The following is a 16,382-nucleotide window of genomic DNA, read 5'->3' as shown; positions in this document are numbered from 1 at the left end:
ACACTTAATAAAATGAATAAGCTTGCTTCAAAAGCAAAGCAGTATAACTAAATAACATCAACTTTAACTAGCTTTGAAAGCTTCTCGGCTTCAGCCATGATATCCAAGGAGTCATCGTACTTAACAAACAAAATCCCAAACTTATGTGTTTCAGGGTTTTCGACTATATCGCCTTCTTTCCACCAAACCAAACGATCTACAATTCGTTTTTCAACTAATGGATCAATATACACCCCAGCCAAAGTACCTGTTTTTTTACCCATAATACAGTGGCGGACAAAACCACCTTGACTCTCTTTTGGTCGTAAATCTGATATATCCAAACCAGCGGCTGCGCGTACAATCCACTCGGAATATTTGGCGCCTGTAGCAATCTCCACCAGCTTCACATAAAGATCGCCCGGTGCCCTTCGACAAATTTCAATAATATATGGTTCGCCATCACGCAGAATAAATTGCACATGAAAAATGCCATCTACTAAAGATAATAGACGGCAAATTTTTTCAGATTGGCCGATCAAGTTTGTAATAGCACTTTTAGGTACTTCGCTTGGAGTTGATGCCGCTGATACTAAATAAGGACTTAAATGGTAATGTTCATTATCAGTAAAATGAAAAACAACTTTGCCTTGCTTTACAAACACTGAAAAACCGTGCCTTGTACCTTCAATAAACTCTTCAACAACAACACGCTTACACTTAGATGCCAAAAAAGCATACTCAATTGCTATATGAAACTCAGTGTGAGAGTCTACTCGAGTTATACCCTTACCTCCCGTCAAATCAACAGGTTTGATAATGACAGGCAACGTCAAAAAGTCTAATGCATTTAAAGCATTTTCAATATCACTGTAACCAAGAGCTTTAGGCGTTGGAATGGCATTATTTTCTGCAAAAGCTCGGTAACGGTCTTTGTGGTGAATTGTTAGTGCGGTTTCAAAAGAATCATGCCCCGGTAAGCCAAGCTTTTCGGCCACATACGCTGCTGAAAGAGCCGAAAAATCATTACAACATGCACAAACAGCCTCAACATCCTGCTCTTGAGCAATACGAAGCATCGCTTCAGGGTCTGAAAAATCGCCAGGACAATACTGGTCAGACTCAATGTGACCCAGATCTGACTCTCTGTTCCCGCTTGTAATAACGTAATAACCCAATGATTGAGCCGCATGGATTAAAGGGATGTCAGCATAGCCCCCACCAGCTATTAGCATTTTTGGTTTGTTTTTCTGCATAACGGTTACTCTTTTGGAATAAAGAACATGACGGTCTCATGTACACCTTCTGTGTAGTGGCGCAAATACAGTTCATAGTCATCTCGAAATGATAAAACCAATTTTGGTATCCGCCACAAATCATCCGCTTTGTGATAAGCACAAATAGCGAGGCGCGGATGATAAAGTTTTATTGAACGCTCTGCGCCTTCAAGTGCAGCAACTTCTGCACCTTCAATATCCATCTTCAAAAAAGTGAAGCGGACTTTAACGAGTTCGTCAATTTGATCGACTTTAATTTCCATCTCCCCGTCTTCAGAAATAGTTGAAGATGATCCACCGGATGAAAATCGTAGTGTCTGCGCTTGGTTTGAGGCACCATAGGGATGGTAATGGATATTATTGTACTGTTCCAACCGATTCTTAACCCTTGCCATGTTCAATGGTTCAGGTTCAAAAACGTGTACTGCTTTATAACCAGGACAACGCTTAATGAACTCTTCACTCGTGTACCCATCAAAGCAACCCACATCAAGAAACACTTCATTTTGAGGCTGCAACTTGAGAAACCGCTCAAAATACTGTCGATCCTGAGCATCGACAAAACCTTTCATAAAAGAAAGGTTACGTGACAGTCGAAAATTTAACAGCGCGCTAAATATTCGCCGGGATTCTTCGTCCGCAAATTGATTAAAGACCCATTCAAACTCATGTTTATTAATCCTAAACTCATTATCAAAAGTTCCAAGAACGGTAACATCTTTTACATTTATACCGCTATATTTTTTAAACGCATAATAATTAATCGCTTGAATGCCTTTTCTATCTAAAACTCGCATAGCTGTAATTGGTCTTGCAATAACCACTGCACTTATTACCATTGCCGTTGGCGGTATCTCACTACTTCGTATAACAGGCTTATCATAAAAAATGACAGAATCCGTAAAGTCATCAACAAATCCATCTAGATCAATATGCTCGGCTATACTTTTAGCCCACTCATTGCAACCAAATACATAACGAGGGGTTTCACCTTTTATAAATTTCTCACAAAACGCAATGGCTTTTACATCTTCAGGAAATCTATCCTGAATCATAACTTGCTTGTACTGTCTCATTTTTTTTCTCTTTGTTTTAAATCTACCCACCGTTGCTCTCGCGCAGACAGTTCAATGGCCTCTAACATTAATAACCCTTCATAAGCATCTTGTGCATGAAAGACAAAGTCATTTTGCGCTGGTTTGCCAATCAATTTATTTGTTAAATCTTCAAAAACATCTACATAAAGATTGGAAAAAGCTTCTAAAAAACCAGATGGATGCCCGGATTTAAACCGGTTATAGCGTGGCTGATGCGCTATAAAAACATCATTATACGCTCGGTCTATTTGCATTTTTCGACCACCGTTATCGCAAAAATGAATAAGCTCAGGCTCCAGCTGAAACCATTCAGCTGAACCTTGATCACCATAGACCCTTACCTTAAGCCCATTTCTATGACCAAGAGCAGATTTACTGAACCATAAGTTACACTCAAGCCCATTAGTGTATTTAACCAATGCCATTGTATTATCAACAACTTGACGGAACTGCCCCATACTGCTTTGCGTTGCAACCAGAGATTCAGGTTTTTCGCCCGTTAAAAAGTCAATCATATGATGAAGATGCACGCCTAGATCCAAAGAGATAGTTGGAATATCACCATCACGCATGCGCCATTGCTGCGGAACCATTGGCTTGCCTTCACGATTAAGTCGTGCAAAACCTTCTTGAGGCATTTCAATATGGATTTGTTCAACCCGGCCTAATCGACCATGACGAATCATTTCTTTAAGCTCACGGACCATCGGGTAACCAGTGTAGTTGTAGGTCACAGCTAAGTACCCAGCACTTTCTTCTAATGCTGCCATCATCTTTTGAGCATCTATGCTCGTTGATGCAAGCGCCTTTTCACAAATTACAGGGATACCATTTTCAATTGCAGAAAGTACGGGATTCAAATGTGCAGGTGTTGGCGTTAAAACTACAATTGCATCAATTGTGCTTTTCGCATTGTTAATTAAGTCTTGCCAGTTAGAGTATAAATTGGAAGGCGCTATTCCCCACTTTTTTGCTGTAGCCTCATTAATCACCTCATCTCGACTAAAGCATCCTGCATCAACTGAAAATAAGTTATCCATTTGAGATGCAATAAAATGAGTGTCACCGATGGCAGAATTTATCCCACCTCCGATAAATGCCAGCTTTAATTTTCTATCCAAGACTTAACTCACTTACACTCTAAAAATAAAACTATTCAAAAACTTTCTTCATATCAAATATTATTCGTTCGACTGAGAAGTTCTCTTCAATAGCCTTACGATTTTTTAAAGCCAATGATTCTTCAATTGGCACAATATCGAACTTTTCAATATCATATACAACAACACCAATAGATTTAAAATAATCCCACAAGGTTGATTGACGTGAAATATAGACTTTTTTCCCAAAACCTAATAGCTGTACAAGATTCCCAAACCCCTGCTGTCTATTATGGTTGAACACAACAATATCTGAATTATAAAGTATATTTATATAGCTTTGATAAAGCATAAAATAAGTTATAGGAACAAAATCATCACCAAACTTTTTCTTTCCATAATCAATAACCACCTTACAATATTTTGGATCACCATAAGATAGAGGTACAATTAATTTTACATTTTTCTTAGATTTTATTTTTTCAGAATAAACTATTTCAAAAGCTTCTAAGTGCCTATTTGTTTCTGTGGCAGAGTTCCCTACAAGCACTCTAATTTCATCTGAGGTTTCGCACGTAATTGTTTTGATATCATTTCGGAAAATATTACTTGTATAAAAAACACAATTTAGTTTTTCCCCATTGAATCCATACCACTCTTTAGCGTTTGCAATATCACCTTGATTACCAGAGACTATGTAGCCCATATTTTTAATCACTGGTCGGCGAAAAAACTCGCGTACTTTCCATTTCCAGTTGCGTTCACCGAGTTGATACACATACAAATCCCCACCCCACATGACCCAGTAGCATTTTTTTAGCAGCCAAGGCATGAAGAACAAGATGTAAACCAACTTAATATCAAACAGGCCATGCAAAATGACTTTTTTGGCTTGGTGCATTTTTATCACAGCCTGAACATAGTGCTGTAAGCGCCCGAAGATGGTTTTTTTCGCCAATTGGGCATTCTCATAGGGCTTTAACTGGTCTTGCGCCATACCGCCGGTGAGAAGAAATTGGTGCTCGCTAAACTCGAAGTGTTCTTTTACAAACTCGATAAACGGCGGGATAAATTTATCGCTGTTGGCAATATGAAGGATTTTTTTACTCATAACCAGGCCTGGCATTTTTTTCCAAAAAAACCATCGCCCGAAATCTTATTACTTTGCATCGCCTGCAAAACATATTGCTGCTCATTGCCAGTTAAAGGCGGTTTGTTGAAAGTTATCATGTTGCCCTACTCCAAAACTTAAAATTACCGAGTGGACGTTTTGCCAACTCATCTAAACCAGCCTTCTTTTGTGAAACTAAGAAGTTAATAAAAACTTCAATAGCCGGGTATGCATCACTACCACCAAGCGTTTTCCTGAACTTGTCTAATCCCGCGTGCCCTTTCTCTGGTGATAACAGATATTTAAACTCTTTTTCGATGACCGTCTTATCAACGGAGTTGTTTTGCCATGCTCCCAGTATAGTTTCAAGCAAATTTAAGTATTGAACACCCAAAAACCTAATTTTCATAACCTGCGCTTTTGAAAGCTTAATTTTTTTGTTTTTCTGATCATCTTTTATACCAATGTGATTTTTAATTATTTTCAAATACTTTGCCTTGACTTTGACAGTCTCTTTATTAGCAACCTTTCTACATTGCTCCTCAGTCAAGATTTCAATGAAGCTTCGTGTGTTTGCCATTTCTTCAGTCAAGCCTTTATTCCACTCCAATAACAAAGCTGTCGTATTTTGTCTTCTTGACCTTTCGTGATCTTGTTCAAACTCTTTTCGATAGAGCACAATTTGCCAAAAAGCTAATAACACACCAATGGCAATAAAAATTTGTGCGACTTCAACAATTAAACCCCAACTCATTACTTAAACCTACTTCTAAAATTTATCTGCACCATTTTGCCATTCGTATCAGTTATTTCTTTCAACACTAATAACCCTTGCGTGCAAACAACGACTGGTGCACCTTGTTCTATAAAAATTACTTTGCCGATATGTCTTTCACGATGTTCAACTACAACATCATCTAGCAGATCAACCTCTTTAAAATAAATCACTTCATCATTTAATCTAGCTTTTGCGCTATCATACGGATAACCCACCGCATCAACAAACCGCTTAATTTTTTCAGCCGACCAAGCCCAGTCAATAAAGTAATCTTCGTGATCTAGCCACAGGCTATAAGTAGCTTGATTTTCGTCTTGCTTATATCCGGTAAGCGCCTCGCCTTTTAAAACGCGAGTGTAGATTTCATCGACCAAATCAAAATATAACGGCTCTATTTGCCTAATTGCCTCTTCTATTTTTAACGGATAGCTAAAATCAGTCGATTTTTGCGCGATAATATCGCCACGATCATACTTGCAATCCGCAAACAAAGCTGTTACCCCCCCCCGCAACTCCTTGTTAATTAAGGAGTTTACTAAAGGAGCAAACCCGCGATATTTGGACAGCAGCGAATCATGGAAAACAATCAGATTGGTTTCATTTTTAATTAACCAACGCCAACCTATGGCAAATTTTAAACCTAAAAATTTGTTTTCTATTTGGGCATCGAATTGGGTGCGTGGATAAAAAGGAATGTCATTGTTTTGTGCAAGCTGTTTAATCTCTTCATAACCATCATATTGCACGGCTTTATCTTGCTCGCTGACCACATAGCCAATCGCATTGGCTCCAAATTTTTCGATGAAGCTTTTAAGCACAAACAGGCCTTTTGAATTCATAACATAAAACGCAATATTTTGCATAACCATCTCAGTGTTCACCTTCTAAATAAGCACGCTCTAACTCAAGCAAATCTTTTTTACGGTCTTTGATTTTTTTGGCAGGGTTTCCAAGATAAATTGACCATGATTCTGTCGATTTTCGTACCAACGACATTGCGCCGATAGATGTACCTTCATTCAAGGTAACGCCGGGCAGTATTATTGACCCTGCTCCAACAATTGAGTGCCTACCGATAAAGACAGCTCTTTTCGCTTCTTTTTTGAATTCAGCTGGAACAGTAGGATTTGTCATTGTTTGACCGGAATAATCATCTGACTGTGTAAAAACTTGCACTTGATAAGCAAGACCTGAAAAATCCTCGAAAATTATGCCTTTTTCACCGCCTGCAACTAAACAATATGGTGCGATATGCACATTACGACCAATTTTTATTTTGCCCGAAATAACACAAAAATCATCAATACGAGAGTAGTCACCAACTTCAATTTGGTCGGCATTATAAATACTGGCACGGTCGCTTATTTTTACGCTCTTGCCAAGTGATTTAAACCCCATCTCGCCTAACTGTTTTTCAGTTAAATAAGCCATTAATTAAAAATCTCACGTAATTGGTTCACAAATGTTTGCTCTGAAAAGTAAGATTTAACTCTGTGCTTATTTTCATCGACTTGAATATCTTCGTCATCAGTTAAAGCAAACGCTTCAATATCATAAACCGCAATACCATGACTTTTGAAAAACGCCCACTGGGTCACATCGCTGCGCATAAACACTTTTTTACCCAAACCCAACAACGTAATGGTATTGCCCATGGCTTGTTGGCGTTTGTGATTAAAAATAGCAATGTCAATTTTGCCAAGAAACTCTAAGTACTGGTTAAACGGCATGTGTTCGGTTAAGGGTTCGAATTTATCGCCAAAGCGTTGTTTGCCTTGCTGAATAGTTGTTTGCGCATAGCCTGGGTTGCCGTAAGACAGGGGCGCATAAATTTTGATGTCTTGGTCTTTAAAGGCTTCCAGTTTGTCAAACACCTCTAAATGGTTATTGCTTGGGTCGGCGGAGTTGCCGACCAATATATTAATGCCGCTGTGTTGTTTGTGCGGCACGTCGTATTCTTTGTAGAGGTTGCTGGTGTACATAAAACATTCGTGATATTGACCTTTTGCGCCATACCATTGTTGCGCGAGTTCGTAATCACCTTTGATATAGGTCACCAAATGACCCATATTTTTAATCACCGGGCGGCGAAAAAACTCACGCACCTTCCATTTCCAGCTGCGTTCGCCGAGTTGGTACACATACAAATCACCACCCCACATGACCCAGTAGCATTTTTTAAGCAGCCAAGGCATGAAGAATAATAGGTAAACCAGCTTTATATCAAACAAGCCATGTAAGATAACTTTTTTGGCTTGGTGCATTTTTATCACGGCTTGAGCGTAGTGCTGTAAACGCCCGATGATGGTTCTTTTCGCCAGTTGGACATTCGCATAGGGTTTTAGCTGCTCTTGCGCCATGCCACCGGTGAGCAGAAATTCGTGCTCGCTAAACTCGAAGTGTTCTTTAACGAACTCAATAAAGGGTGGGATAAATTTATCACTGTTGGCAATGTGGAGGATTTTTTTGCTCATAACCAGGCCTGGTGGTTTCGGTTGTTGGGTAAATAGGCTTTGGTAACTGGGGTCATTTTTGTTTTCGCTTGATTGTATGTTTTAGCTTTAATACGGCAAAGTTCAGCTCAAAGGTGGTTTCACTGTCGGTAGTGGTGAGTCCGTCGTCGATGATTTCTGCTAAAAGTTCTCCGCTTTGGGTCATCAGGGATTTTTGCTCATCTGGGGTCGTTTCTTGTGAGCTAATTTGTGACACCACGCGGGTGAGTTGTCGCAATTTGCTGAAAGCTTCAATAATGGCAAGGGTTGTTTCGGTTGCACGCTTGCTTTTTAGAATGGTGGCAAGCATGTATAAGCCTTTTTCGCTGAAAGCTTTGGGCTTGTATTTTGTGTGTTGCCCTTGCCCCGCTGATTTTAAGGTCGAAATTTTCGACCTTAAACTTGACCAGTCATCGTCAGTTAATTCAACGATATAACCTTGCGGAAATTTTTCTGGGTTGTTTTTAACGGCTTCATTGATACGTTTGGTTTCGACTTGGTATAGCTGAGCAATGTCAGTGTCCAACAGCATTTGCTGATTGTTCAGTTGAATGAACTTGGATTGCACTTCTTGGATGGTGATTTCGTTGTTCATTTGATTAAGTCCGCTAGGTATTGGCCATAGCCGTTTTTGCTGAGGGCTTTAGCGGTTTGGGCGACTTGTTCATTGCTTAGCCAGCCGTTGCACCAGGCCTGGTGGTTTGGGTGGTTGGGTAAATAGGCTTTGGTGACTGGGGTCATTTCGATTGACTCCTTGCTTCTTCAAGTTTTTCCATAATACGCAGGGTTTCTTTTTCCATTTTTGAGAAGGCGAACCACTTTTTGCCGAGCTCTTTTAAGCTTGCGCCTAGGTGATAGATGTCTTGGTTATCGATAATAATGAATCGATCGTGCGCATCATAAAACGGGTAATAAATGACTGGCGGGTACTGCTGGTTGTGTTTTTGCAGATCGAGCGTAAATTGTGGTGTGTTGTTTTTGCCAAATAGTTCTGCCTTTACATTGGCTTGTCGTTTGGTGAGCATCAGCAATACGCTTTCATCTAGGTAATTGTCGATGATAATGATGCTTTGTTTGGCGGACTTGATGAGATCTGCTACAAAAACATAGGCATCGAAAATTTGACCGTTAAAGAAAATGCCTTGTTCAGGCTTTTCTGTCTTAGCTTCAAGCGCATCTAGAATCTGATCAATTTTGCTATCGGTTTTTAATTGCTTGCGTTCTATCGCATCCATTCGCTCAAAAACCAGTGCATGCTGACTTATAAACTGGCGCATCGCAACGAAGGCATCCATAATGCGTATACTCGTGTTTATCGCGGTCTCGCTTTTGAGCACCGTGGAGAGCATCGAAACACCCTGCTCTGTAAACGCGTATGGAAGGGTTCTTCTGCCACCGTGTCCACTTGTGGTCACAATTTGTGACTTCAAGTTTTCAAACTCTTGTTGAGTCAACTGAAAGCAGTAACGCTCTGGAAACCGTAAGCTATTTCGTTTTACTGCTTGGTTTAGTGCCTTAGTTTGTACGCCGTACAATTGCGCCAAATCATGATCGAGCATGACTTGCGTATTTCGCACTGTGTATATCTTGGACTGGACAAGCTGATTGTCGATCTTAGTTAAAGATTCCATTGGCATTTACTTTATTAAATCCGCTAAATATTTGCCATAGCCGTTTTTGCTGAGGGCTTGGGCGGTTTGGGCGACTTGTTCGTTGCTGAGCCAACCATTGCGCCAGGCCTGGTGGTTTTGTTGGTGTTTATTCGGGATATAGGCTTTAGTAACTGGGGTCATGTTAATTTTTAATGCTCAATGTTTAATTTTGAATGGGTGGTTTCATCAGCAAACAATTCACTGAGTTTTTGTTCTATCTCTTCCGCCGCAGGTAATGCGTGTTGGTATTCCTTCGGCAGTTGGTGTGCGAGTTTATAAGTGGCTACGCCTATAGGTTGATTACTCTCTTTCAGCGCAAATTCGACTGTGGTTCTGGCCTTGTCTTTACAGATGATGATGCCTATAGATGGGTTTTCTTCGGGCAGTTTTACGGTCTCGTTCAGTGCCGTAAGGTAAAAGCTCATTTTACCTGCATATTCGGGTTTGAATTTACCGATTTTAAGTTCCACGGCAATGAGTGATTTTAGGCGTCTGTGATAAAGCAGCAAGTCTATAAAGTAGTCTTCGTCATCAACGGTCAATTTGTATTGATTCCCCATAAAGGCGAAGTCTGCACCCATTTGAATCAGAAAGTCGCGGATTTTCTGGATGAGCGCATTTTCCAGCTCTTTTTCAGAGTGTTCTTCGGCCAATTCTAGAAAATCAAAGGTGTATTCGTCTTTGATGATTAAATCGGTTTGTTGTTGCATCTTTGCCGGTAAAGTATTGGCAAAGTTGGTCTGACCAAGGAGCGTTTTTTCATAGGTTTGGTTGTCGATTTGGTGGTCGAGCACTCGCAGGCTCCAGCCATTTTTGAGGGTCGCTTGTATGTAAAATTGTTGTGCTAGCGGGTCTTTGAGCTTTTGCAGTATTTTAATATTGTGTGACCAGCTAATTTCTCTAGACAGTGTCTGGAGTTTTGGATGATCTTGGTAAGCGAGATAATACATTCGCATATTCCAAAGGTTTTGCACAGAAAAACCCTTGGAGTCAACAAACTCTTTTTGCAGTTCGTCACTGATTTGCGCAACCACGGATTTTCCCCAACCATGAATTTCTTGACTTGCAACGATTCTCTGGCCAATCGTCCAATAAAGCGCGGTTAATTCTTTATTAACACTTTGTAGCGCTCTATGCTGGGCAGCACGAATCACTTGCTTTAGTTCATTAAGCAAGTGTTTTAAGTTATCTGTGTTAATTTCAGTTTTCTTCGACATACTTTTGTTTTTTACTTCAGCAAATCCGCTAGATATTGCCCATAGCCGTTGCACCAGGCCTGGTGGTTTGGGTTGTTGGGTAAATAGGCTTTGGTGACTGGAGTCATGTTAATTTTTAATGCTCAATGTTTAATTTTTATAGTCAGTTTGCGAATTGCGTTTTCATGCTTTTCAACCAAGCCTTTGCGCCATCGTTTTAGGATTTATTCGACTATCTAGCACAGCCACAATCAGTATGTCATTTTCGTTTGGCAGTTGATAATAAATCGAAAATGGAAATGTACGCGCTATCATCCTATATTGGCCGAAAACTTTTGCATGCACCCCTGCAAAGAAACGCAGTCTCTCAATGTCTAACATTAAGCTGTCAGCACAATATTCTCCTAGCATTGGATCTACTTTTGCGTAAAAGTTTTTGGCAAGAATCAGATCCTTTTCTGCAGAAGGTGTGAATAGGATTTGCTTAGTCATTTTTAAGCGCGGCACGAACTTGATCGAATGTTTTCCATGCATCAGGTTCGCGAACTTCCTGCGCTCTCGCTTCTAAAACATCTTCATGCCATGCTGGGACTGCAAACTCGGCTTCGTTCTTGATCAATGCGCTCATGACGACTTCCATTAACTCTAGTTTGGTGCTTAAAGGCAGTTCATCTATTTTTTTGGTATCTACAAGCATCGCTAATCTCCCTTTAAATATTAGCCATCACTTTAGCAAATCCGCTAAATATTGCCCATAGCCGTTTTTGCTGAGGGCCTTAGCCGTTTGGGCGACTTGGTCGTTGGTGAGCCAGCCGTTGCGCCAGGCGATTTCTTCCAGGCAGGCGATTTTGTAGCCTTGGCGTTTTTCGATGGTTTCGACAAACATGGCGGCTTCAAGTAAGCTTTCGTGGGTGCCGGTATCGAGCCAGGCAAAGCCACGCCCGAGCAGTTCAACGTTTAAATCGCCCCGCTCCATATACATTTGATTTATGGTAGTGATTTCGAGTTCGCCACGGTGGCTGGGTTTGACTTGTTTGGCGATTTGCACGACATCATTGTCGTAAAAATACAGGCCGGTGACCGCGAAGTTTGATTTGGGTTGGGCGGGTTTTTCTTCGATGCTGATGGCTTTTCTGTTTTCGTCGAATTCGACTACGCCAAAGCGTTCCGGATCTTTAACTTGGTAGCCAAATACGGTGGCCCCAGCAGGCCTGGTGGCGGCACGTTTTAGAATTGGGGTAAAACCTTGCCCCCAGAAGATATTGTCACCGAGCACGAGGCACACGCTGTCGTTGCCAATAAAGTTTTCGCCGATGGTAAAGGCTTGCGCAAGACCATCAGGGCTGGGTTGGATGGCATAGCTTAGGTTGACACCGAAGTCTTTGCCGTCGCCGAGCATACGGATAAATCCCGCTTGATCTTCGGGTGTGGTGATAATCAGGGTGTCTTGAATACCGGCCAGCATCAGCACCGATAGCGGGTAGTAAATCATCGGCTTGTCGTAAACGGGTAATAGTTGTTTGGATACGCCGCGCGTAATCGGATAAAGCCGTGTGCCGGAACCGCCTGCTAAGATAATGCCTTTCATTGTTTACTTCCTAATCTTTCTCTTTGATAGCTGCCGTCTTGTACGTGTTGGCACCAGGCCTGGTTGTCGAGATACCATTGTACGGTTTTGCGGATACCCGATTCAAAGGTTTCTTGCGGTGTCCAACCAAGTTCGCGTTGGATTTTGCTGGCGTCGATGGCGTAGCGCATGTCGTGACCGGGGCGGTCAGTTACATAGGTGATGAGGTCTGTGTAAGAAGAGATTGCTGAGTTGCTACCTGATTGAGATTGCTTCGCTTCGCTCGCAATGACGGGTGAAATACTCGCAATGATGGTTGTTTTTTCTGTCTTCGCGAGGTCGAAGGCCGTGGCTATCCCTTTCTTGTCATCGCGAGGCTGAAGGCCGCGGCGATCTAGCTCATCCAGAATGTTGCATATCGTTTTAACCACTTCGATATTTTGTTTTTCGTTGTGACCGCCGATGTTGTAGGTTTCGCCGATTTTTCCCTGCGTGGCAACGAGTACTAATGCGCGTGCATGATCTTCTACATACAGCCAGTCTCGGATTTGATTACCCTTGCCATACACCGGCAGCGGTTTGCCTTCTAGGGCGTTAAGAATCACTAATGGGATGAGCTTTTCTGGGAAGTGATATGGGCCGTAGTTGTTGGAACAATTGGTGACTAGGGTTGGTAAGCCGTAGGTTCTTTGCCAAGCTCGCACTAAGTGATCTGATGCGGCTTTGCTGGCGCTATAGGGCGAACTTGGCGCGTAAGCGGTGGTTTCGGTGAATAATGGCAGTGGTTGTTCTTTAGAGATTGCTTCGCTTTGCTCGCAATGACTAGCACCTTGGATTGCCGCGTCGCTGTCGCTCCTCGCAATGACGCGTTCTGTCATCGCGAGCGTAGCGTGGCGATCTAGCTCGTCCGGGTGCGGTAAATCGCCATAAACTTCGTCCGTCGAAATATGGTGGAAGCGGAAGTTGGCTTTTTTGTCGCCTTGCAGGCCTGCCCAATAGGCTCTGGCTTGTTCGAGCAAGGTATAGGTGCCGACGATATTGGTTTGAATAAACTCGCCCGGCCCGTCAATCGAGCGGTCAACATGGGATTCTGCCGCGAGATGCATAACGATATCCGGTTGGTGTTGATTAAACACACGCTTGAGTTCTACTGCATCACAAATATCGACTTGTTCAAACGCATAGCGCTCGTTGTTTTCAACTGACTTTAGCGACTCAAGATTGCCCGCATAGGTGAGTTTATCGACATTGACGACGGCGTAATCTGTGTCGTTGATAATATGACGCACAACGGCGCTACCGATAAACCCAGCACCGCCGGTGACTAGGATTTTCAAACTATTTGATTGCATTATTCTACCGTAACTGATTTTGCTAGATTCCTCGGTCTATCGACGTCGGTGCCTTTGGCAAGCGCGACTTGGTAAGCGAGTAATTGTAGCGGAATATTAAATGTTATGGGTGCGGTTATGCGCCCGACATTGGTGGTGGCTTTTATAACTTCGGTGTCGGTATCGGAGGTGAAGCGATAGCCTTGTTCGGTTTGTTGGTGTTTGAGTTGTTGGTAGTTTTCGATTATGCCGTTGTGTAAAACCGAGACGCTTTGGTTGCAGATGTGTGGGTGGGCGATACCCGTTGAGTCGTAACCGCGGTATTCAAGGCGCTTTAAGCCTTCGAGGAGTATCGGGACGATGTTTCTTTCTGCAATGCCTGCAACGATGCCATACATGGTTTTAATTCTCGGGTTTACGTGTTTTATTGAAATGGGCGCTATTGTATCAGCAGGTATTTTTTTGGAAAGTGTAAAAGTTTTTTACAATGGTTAATGTACGCAGGGATTTAGGTCATCGCGATCTATAGATTGCTTCGCTGCGCTCGCAATGACAAGGAAGAGCTCGCAATGACAAGGAAGAGCTCGCAATGACAAGGAAGAGTTCGCAATGACAAGGATTGAGTCATCGCGAGGCTGGAGGCCGTGGCGATCTTATAATATGGATTCGTACAGATCATCCCATTCAGGATTCACTTGTTCTATAAGCTGAATCTTCTTTTGACGACTACCGGATTTCAGTTGTTTTTCTCGCTCTATCGCGCTGCTAATTTCGTCTAGTTGTTCAAAATAAACTAGCCTATTAAGGTTGTAACGCTTGGTAAATCCTTCAATTAAATGTTGTTTGTGCTGGTAAACGCGCTGAATCAAATTACTCGTAACACCAACATATAACGTGCCATTTTTCTTGTTGCTCATTATATAAATGAAACCTTGTTTCATGGTTAAATGTGTATCCATTAATTAAATGTAAGTAAATATTACACCCAATGGCTTTGTTTTGCAGTTTTTATCTATTGGAGATTGCTTCGCTACGCTCGCAATGACGTGGGCGCGGTCATCGCGAGGCCGAAGGCCGTGGCGATCTGGAGATTGCTTCGCTACGCTCGCAATGACGTGGCGCGGTCATCGCGAGGCCGAAGGCCGTGGCGATCTATAGATTGCTTCGCTGCGCTCGCAATGACGGGATAAAGGGTTGCGATAACGTGATCATTCAAGCGTTTTGATGCGTTCATCTAGGTCATCCGGCACATAAAACACGAAGCCTTTGCCCTGTTTGCGTTTTTCCAGCAAACCATATTGGTCAGACAAGCCAAGCAAATCGGTGCGCGCGGTTTGGTAGCTGGTGCCATGTTTGTGGCGGTGCGCTTCGATTGTAAACACTTTTTCTTGCTTGAGGGCTTGGCTCAAAATAGCCATTTGCCGGTGGTTTAGCTGGCTTTTGAGTTTAGCGTTTTTAAGAACCTGCTCGGCATGAGCCATCTCTGCGTTTTTGCGGGCAAGGTAAGCAAACAGTTCGTCAATCGCTTTTTGTAAAACCTCAAGCTGGTGAATCAGAAAATAAGTTAAATCGTTATCATCGGTTTCGGTGTGTAAATAGGCCTTGGCATATTGCGCCGGGGCTTGTTTTAACACTTTGGAAATCGATACAAACTCGGTGAGCCAATAGCCTTTTTTGGCCATGTACCAATAAAATAACGCGCGCGCCGTGCGACCGTTACCATCGACAAATGGATGTTCATAACCCAGCATAAAGTGCAAAATCATCGCCTTTATTACCGGGTGGATAAAGTGTTTTGGGTCATCATTATTGGCAAAGTCGCACAAGTTCTGTAATCTCTTAGCTAGGCTTTTTGCAGACGGCGGGGTGTGTAAAACCTGACCATCGCGATTATCCACCACTTGTATTTGATCGCTCTCAACACGCAACTGCCCGGCTTTGGCAGGGTCGTCTAGGGTGTTTTCCGTTAAAACTTGGTGAAGATGAAACACCAGGCCTGGTGAAAGCGGTTCGTCTTTTAAATCGGCAATAGCTTGCATCGCATGATAGTTATTCACAATCATCTGTTCGCTTTTGTCGCGAGGCGCACGCTGTTGTTGCAACATGGTTTTGGCGACATCGCGCGTGGTGGATGCGCCTTCAAGTTGGCTGGAGTTAATCGCTTCTTCAATTAACGACGACACTAAATATTGATCACGCGTGGCGGTATTGGCAAGGGGTTGCGGCATGGCAACCTGCCCCGCCGCATGTTGGTCTAACCAATGTAGCGAGTGCAACATGGCGTCTGTCACGCAAAATTGCATGGGTTTGCCTTGCTGATCGGTCAGGTTTAGCTTTTTGGCTAATTTGTTTCGTGCCGTTTTGATAACAAACCAATACTCTTCGGTACTTAATCCATGCGGCGGAATAACAAATCGCAATTTATCCCAATGCAAATAGCGGCCACGTTCATCACACGCGCCCATGTCCAGCGACAACAACGCCATCAACTGCGCCGCATCCGCCTGCTGCATAAAATCAGCTAAAAACGCCTCGATACTCGGTGGCGATGGGGGGATTTTCATAATCTTTAAACAACTTGGTTTTGATTGTTAGGATTATTGTAACAACAACAGAGGGCTTTGAAACTAATTTGCTACTAATTTTTAAAAAGTTAGTAGCAAATTAGTTTGACGGGGATTCAGGCTTCACTTCGTTACGCGCTGATTTCCCTGGCTTCGCTGCGCTTGGAAGCCATAAATTCATGAAAAAGCATTTTCAGTCATGAAAAAACATTATTAAACCACGCTTTCATGAAAAATG

At 42.4% G+C, this 16,382-nt stretch carries 22 protein-coding genes; all 22 read right to left on the bottom strand.

Annotated elements, in window-relative coordinates:
- Positions 1 to 47 precede the first annotated feature (47 nt).
- The 22 genes from BM293_RS00605 to BM293_RS00520 all read right to left on the bottom strand — a co-directional run bounded on the left by BM293_RS00605 (position 48) and on the right by BM293_RS00520 (position 16,144).
- Positions 48 to 1,235: an ATP-grasp domain-containing protein gene (locus tag BM293_RS00605; protein WP_093446067.1), complete on the bottom strand. Its 1,188-nt coding sequence runs from the start codon at positions 1,233 to 1,235 to the stop codon at positions 48 to 50.
- Between the two features lie 5 nt (positions 1,236 to 1,240).
- A complete protein-coding gene (locus BM293_RS00600; RefSeq protein ID WP_093446065.1) occupies positions 1,241 to 2,332 on the bottom strand; it encodes an FkbM family methyltransferase in 1,092 nt (363 codons plus the stop codon).
- Positions 2,329 to 3,474 (bottom strand): Gfo/Idh/MocA family protein, encoded by a 1,146-nt coding sequence (locus BM293_RS00595; protein ID WP_159428440.1) that lies wholly within the window; start codon positions 3,472 to 3,474, stop codon positions 2,329 to 2,331. The genes BM293_RS00600 and BM293_RS00595 overlap by 4 nt, the downstream gene beginning before the upstream one ends.
- 31 nt (positions 3,475 to 3,505) lie before the next feature.
- Positions 3,506 to 4,564, bottom strand: coding sequence for a TDP-N-acetylfucosamine:lipid II N-acetylfucosaminyltransferase family protein (locus BM293_RS00590; protein ID WP_159428439.1), 1,059 nt, complete (start codon positions 4,562 to 4,564; stop codon positions 3,506 to 3,508).
- Positions 4,561 to 4,683, bottom strand: a complete 123-nt coding sequence (locus BM293_RS10395; protein WP_255360072.1) for a hypothetical protein — start codon at positions 4,681 to 4,683, stop codon at positions 4,561 to 4,563. The genes BM293_RS00590 and BM293_RS10395 overlap by 4 nt, the downstream gene beginning before the upstream one ends.
- Positions 4,680 to 5,318: a hypothetical protein gene (locus BM293_RS00585; protein ID WP_093446062.1), complete on the bottom strand. Its 639-nt coding sequence runs from the start codon at positions 5,316 to 5,318 to the stop codon at positions 4,680 to 4,682. Before BM293_RS00585 ends, BM293_RS10395 begins: the two co-directional genes overlap by 4 nt.
- Positions 5,318 to 6,205, bottom strand: a complete 888-nt coding sequence (locus BM293_RS00580) for a formyltransferase family protein (protein ID WP_159428438.1) — start codon at positions 6,203 to 6,205, stop codon at positions 5,318 to 5,320. The genes BM293_RS00585 and BM293_RS00580 overlap by 1 nt, the downstream gene beginning before the upstream one ends.
- A 7-nt stretch (positions 6,206 to 6,212) precedes the next feature.
- A complete protein-coding gene (locus BM293_RS00575; protein WP_093446059.1) occupies positions 6,213 to 6,773 on the bottom strand; it encodes an acyltransferase in 561 nt (186 codons plus the stop codon).
- The gene (locus BM293_RS00570; protein WP_093446057.1) at positions 6,773 to 7,816 is read right to left on the bottom strand and encodes a TDP-N-acetylfucosamine:lipid II N-acetylfucosaminyltransferase; all 1,044 of its coding nucleotides are present in this window, start codon (positions 7,814 to 7,816) and stop codon (positions 6,773 to 6,775) included. The genes BM293_RS00575 and BM293_RS00570 overlap by 1 nt, the downstream gene beginning before the upstream one ends.
- 52 nt (positions 7,817 to 7,868) lie before the next feature.
- On the bottom strand, positions 7,869 to 8,429 hold the full coding sequence (locus tag BM293_RS00565) for an ORF6N domain-containing protein (RefSeq protein ID WP_093446056.1): 561 nt from the start codon (positions 8,427 to 8,429) through the stop codon (positions 7,869 to 7,871).
- Positions 8,426 to 8,575 carry a hypothetical protein gene (locus tag BM293_RS10130; RefSeq protein WP_200770582.1) on the bottom strand — a complete coding sequence of 50 codons (150 nt, stop codon included), beginning with the start codon at positions 8,573 to 8,575 and terminating at the stop codon, positions 8,426 to 8,428. The genes BM293_RS00565 and BM293_RS10130 overlap by 4 nt, the downstream gene beginning before the upstream one ends.
- Positions 8,572 to 9,471, bottom strand: a complete 900-nt coding sequence (locus BM293_RS00560) for an ORF6N domain-containing protein (RefSeq protein ID WP_234968840.1) — start codon at positions 9,469 to 9,471, stop codon at positions 8,572 to 8,574. The genes BM293_RS10130 and BM293_RS00560 overlap by 4 nt, the downstream gene beginning before the upstream one ends.
- Positions 9,472 to 9,627: a hypothetical protein gene (locus tag BM293_RS10125; RefSeq protein ID WP_200770581.1), complete on the bottom strand. Its 156-nt coding sequence runs from the start codon at positions 9,625 to 9,627 to the stop codon at positions 9,472 to 9,474.
- 8 nt (positions 9,628 to 9,635) lie between these two features.
- Positions 9,636 to 10,640 (bottom strand): PDDEXK nuclease domain-containing protein, encoded by a 1,005-nt coding sequence (locus BM293_RS00555; RefSeq protein WP_200770580.1) that lies wholly within the window; start codon positions 10,638 to 10,640, stop codon positions 9,636 to 9,638.
- 234 nt (positions 10,641 to 10,874) lie between these two features.
- Entirely contained in the window at positions 10,875 to 11,174 is a 300-nt protein-coding gene (locus tag BM293_RS00550) for a type II toxin-antitoxin system RelE/ParE family toxin (RefSeq protein ID WP_093446052.1), read from the bottom strand.
- The gene (locus tag BM293_RS00545; protein WP_093446050.1) at positions 11,167 to 11,379 is read right to left on the bottom strand and encodes an addiction module protein; all 213 of its coding nucleotides are present in this window, start codon (positions 11,377 to 11,379) and stop codon (positions 11,167 to 11,169) included. The genes BM293_RS00550 and BM293_RS00545 overlap by 8 nt, the downstream gene beginning before the upstream one ends.
- 27 nt (positions 11,380 to 11,406) lie before the next feature.
- Complete coding sequence (gene rfbA / locus BM293_RS00540) at positions 11,407 to 12,270, bottom strand: glucose-1-phosphate thymidylyltransferase RfbA (protein ID WP_093446049.1); 864 nt, start codon at positions 12,268 to 12,270, stop codon at positions 11,407 to 11,409.
- Positions 12,267 to 13,601 carry a GDP-mannose 4,6-dehydratase gene (locus BM293_RS00535; RefSeq protein ID WP_093446047.1) on the bottom strand — a complete coding sequence of 445 codons (1,335 nt, stop codon included), beginning with the start codon at positions 13,599 to 13,601 and terminating at the stop codon, positions 12,267 to 12,269. Before BM293_RS00535 ends, rfbA begins: the two co-directional genes overlap by 4 nt.
- Complete coding sequence (locus tag BM293_RS10425; protein ID WP_143607722.1) at positions 13,601 to 13,978, bottom strand: hypothetical protein; 378 nt, start codon at positions 13,976 to 13,978, stop codon at positions 13,601 to 13,603. Before BM293_RS10425 ends, BM293_RS00535 begins: the two co-directional genes overlap by 1 nt.
- Before the next feature lie 255 nt (positions 13,979 to 14,233).
- Positions 14,234 to 14,521 (bottom strand): GIY-YIG nuclease family protein, encoded by a 288-nt coding sequence (locus BM293_RS00525; protein WP_093446045.1) that lies wholly within the window; start codon positions 14,519 to 14,521, stop codon positions 14,234 to 14,236.
- Between the two features lie 158 nt (positions 14,522 to 14,679).
- Complete coding sequence (locus BM293_RS10390) at positions 14,680 to 14,814, bottom strand: hypothetical protein (protein WP_255360071.1); 135 nt, start codon at positions 14,812 to 14,814, stop codon at positions 14,680 to 14,682.
- Positions 14,789 to 16,144, bottom strand: a complete 1,356-nt coding sequence (locus tag BM293_RS00520) for a Fic family protein (RefSeq protein WP_093446044.1) — start codon at positions 16,142 to 16,144, stop codon at positions 14,789 to 14,791. The genes BM293_RS10390 and BM293_RS00520 overlap by 26 nt, the downstream gene beginning before the upstream one ends.
- Positions 16,145 to 16,382 lie beyond the last annotated feature (238 nt).

Origin of the sequence: Thiomicrospira sp. ALE5 (assembly GCF_900112445.1) — a bacterium.
In the GTDB taxonomy this organism is placed as follows: domain Bacteria; phylum Pseudomonadota; class Gammaproteobacteria; order Thiomicrospirales; family Thiomicrospiraceae; genus Thiomicrospira.
The sequence above is the reverse complement of the archived record's forward strand: the minus strand, read 5'-3'. Positions and strand labels throughout refer to the sequence as shown.

Excerpts from the sequence above, each read along its gene's own strand:
- BM293_RS10395 (WP_255360072.1), bottom strand. The coding sequence starts at position 4,683 with ATGATAACTTTCAACAAACCGCCTTTAACTGGCAATGAGCAGCAATAT.
- BM293_RS00525 (WP_093446045.1), bottom strand. The coding sequence starts at position 14,521 with ATGAAACAAGGTTTCATTTATATAATGAGCAACAAGAAAAATGGCACG.
- BM293_RS10125 (WP_200770581.1), bottom strand. The coding sequence starts at position 9,627 with ATGACCCCAGTTACTAAAGCCTATATCCCGAATAAACACCAACAAAAC.
- BM293_RS00585 (WP_093446062.1), bottom strand. The coding sequence starts at position 5,318 with ATGAGTTGGGGTTTAATTGTTGAAGTCGCACAAATTTTTATTGCCATT.
- BM293_RS00545 (WP_093446050.1), bottom strand. The coding sequence starts at position 11,379 with ATGCTTGTAGATACCAAAAAAATAGATGAACTGCCTTTAAGCACCAAA.
- BM293_RS00605 (WP_093446067.1), bottom strand. The coding sequence starts at position 1,235 with ATGCAGAAAAACAAACCAAAAATGCTAATAGCTGGTGGGGGCTATGCT.
- BM293_RS00520 (WP_093446044.1), bottom strand. The coding sequence starts at position 16,144 with ATGAAAATCCCCCCATCGCCACCGAGTATCGAGGCGTTTTTAGCTGAT.
- BM293_RS10390 (WP_255360071.1), bottom strand. The coding sequence starts at position 14,814 with ATGAACGCATCAAAACGCTTGAATGATCACGTTATCGCAACCCTTTAT.
- BM293_RS00575 (WP_093446059.1), bottom strand. The coding sequence starts at position 6,773 with ATGGCTTATTTAACTGAAAAACAGTTAGGCGAGATGGGGTTTAAATCA.
- BM293_RS00570 (WP_093446057.1), bottom strand. The coding sequence starts at position 7,816 with ATGAGCAAAAAAATCCTCCACATTGCCAACAGTGATAAATTTATCCCA.
- BM293_RS00590 (WP_159428439.1), bottom strand. The coding sequence starts at position 4,564 with ATGAGTAAAAAAATCCTTCATATTGCCAACAGCGATAAATTTATCCCG.
- BM293_RS10425 (WP_143607722.1), bottom strand. The coding sequence starts at position 13,978 with ATGTATGGCATCGTTGCAGGCATTGCAGAAAGAAACATCGTCCCGATA.
- BM293_RS00560 (WP_234968840.1), bottom strand. The coding sequence starts at position 9,471 with ATGCCAATGGAATCTTTAACTAAGATCGACAATCAGCTTGTCCAGTCC.
- BM293_RS00580 (WP_159428438.1), bottom strand. The coding sequence starts at position 6,205 with ATGCAAAATATTGCGTTTTATGTTATGAATTCAAAAGGCCTGTTTGTG.
- BM293_RS00535 (WP_093446047.1), bottom strand. The coding sequence starts at position 13,601 with ATGCAATCAAATAGTTTGAAAATCCTAGTCACCGGCGGTGCTGGGTTT.
- BM293_RS10130 (WP_200770582.1), bottom strand. The coding sequence starts at position 8,575 with ATGACCCCAGTCACCAAAGCCTATTTACCCAACCACCCAAACCACCAG.
- BM293_RS00550 (WP_093446052.1), bottom strand. The coding sequence starts at position 11,174 with ATGACTAAGCAAATCCTATTCACACCTTCTGCAGAAAAGGATCTGATT.
- BM293_RS00600 (WP_093446065.1), bottom strand. The coding sequence starts at position 2,332 with ATGAGACAGTACAAGCAAGTTATGATTCAGGATAGATTTCCTGAAGAT.
- rfbA (WP_093446049.1), bottom strand. The coding sequence starts at position 12,270 with ATGAAAGGCATTATCTTAGCAGGCGGTTCCGGCACACGGCTTTATCCG.
- BM293_RS00565 (WP_093446056.1), bottom strand. The coding sequence starts at position 8,429 with ATGAACAACGAAATCACCATCCAAGAAGTGCAATCCAAGTTCATTCAA.